The organism is Rothia sp. HMSC061C12, from assembly GCF_001815755.1.
GTDB classification, from domain to species: domain Bacteria; phylum Actinomycetota; class Actinomycetes; order Actinomycetales; family Micrococcaceae; genus Rothia; species Rothia mucilaginosa.
On record NZ_KV821878.1, the window covers coordinates 1 to 1,495 of the forward strand.

The following is a 1,495-nucleotide window of genomic DNA, read 5'->3' on the forward strand; positions in this document are numbered from 1 at the left end:
CACATTCATGTGAAAAACTCAACACCCCACCCAAACAAAGAATCACCCAATACCCCAATAAAAACCCCAATAAAAAAGGTTCCGACGCGCACACATGCTTCACATTCCAGGAGCCATACCGGAGGCATCACCAGAAACCCAGCCATTTTCTAGGATTTCAAAATCGCATCCTTTTTTCGCGTAGCACTCTTTAAGAGCAAAGCAGGCGAACAGAGCAGCAAATTCCTTCATTGTTACCGACTCCTTTCAACCAGGAAAGTCAGGAGGAGCCCACAAACACTGGGCTCCTCCATCACAATTATTAGTTGTACTATTCAGTTCAAACAGAATGTGTTATTGACTAGTGGCGATAATTTCACGCGCCCTCGCCACATGCTTTTCTTTCTCTTCTTTCAACTGGTTAAGCTTCGCCTGGTTCTTCTCAATGAGAGGCCCCTGGTAGGATGCCTCAATATCACCCAGACGCTGAGCCATACCAACCTTCTGATTACATTCCGCTTCGATAGTTGCGAGGCGAATCACTTCTTGAGTTTTTTCCTCCTCACTCTTAGAACTTACGTCAATATTGGACGTCTCTTGACTACCCCACGCCTGGTCATCCTTGCGTGGTGTTAACCCATTGCTCTCTAGGCAGCTCCACCATTCAGAGCGAACTTTATTCCATTCCGGATCACTTTTCGCACTCGCATAGGCTTCCTGTCTAAGCCGGTAAGCGAAAGAGTCATTGTCATTCTCGTATTCAATTTCTTTCAACTGATTGGCACTTTCCTTGCGACATTCCTTCCTAATCTCTGCCGGTATTTTCTCTGCCGCCTGCGTGCGCTCTCGAGACTTTTCTTCATTGAAATATCCATACTTCTTGGCATATTCAACATTCCAGGCACCATATATATTACTGTGCTGATCATCAGAGAACACAGGGACAGCATCAGAGTATCCCTTAGCTACATAACATACTTGCATGATACGGGCGACCGCCTCATTAATTACAGCCCTTGACGCATCGTCATAGTCATACTCATCCAGGGGAAGAGTAATCAAATTATTCGCGTAATCGAGCTTGGCTTTATACTCAGAATTTGAGGCACCTCCCTGAGCGCATGAAGACAGCAAAAGCGCGCCTGCTAGGGCAGTGATTGTGAATGCACTACTTTTATGCAAGAGCACACCCTCCTTTCAGAGTGGAAGAAAAACTTAAAGCAGGAAAGCATCCTGTCCCTCTACCACCATTCACCTAGCAATACACATACCTAACTGAGCTAATCCGGTCATCCCAAGTCTCGCCCCAATGGAGACCCTCATGGCTTAGACCCCGCAGATAGTTGAGGTCGGAAGAAGAATCAAACCTGCGACCCCTATAGTGGCTGTCTTCGTAATAGCGCCACCGGCACCCATCAGAATGCAATGAAGATGCACGGTCATTCATCCAACCCAGATGAGGGTTATCCCAGGTGTACATACGGGACCCAAGGAAATTGGCATCCGAATAGAAAGT

Annotated in this window: 2 protein-coding genes; both read right to left on the reverse strand. The window is 46.8% G+C overall.

Features of this window, described 5'->3' with window-relative positions:
• Positions 1-99 precede the first annotated feature (99 nt).
• Positions 100-231, reverse strand: coding sequence for a hypothetical protein (locus HMPREF3055_RS09495; RefSeq protein WP_256370613.1), 132 nt, complete (start codon positions 229-231; stop codon positions 100-102).
• Positions 232-333: 102 nt separating this feature from the next.
• Positions 334-1,167 (reverse strand): hypothetical protein, encoded by an 834-nt coding sequence (locus HMPREF3055_RS08330; RefSeq protein WP_049338606.1) that lies wholly within the window; start codon positions 1,165-1,167, stop codon positions 334-336.
• Positions 1,168-1,495 lie beyond the last annotated feature (328 nt).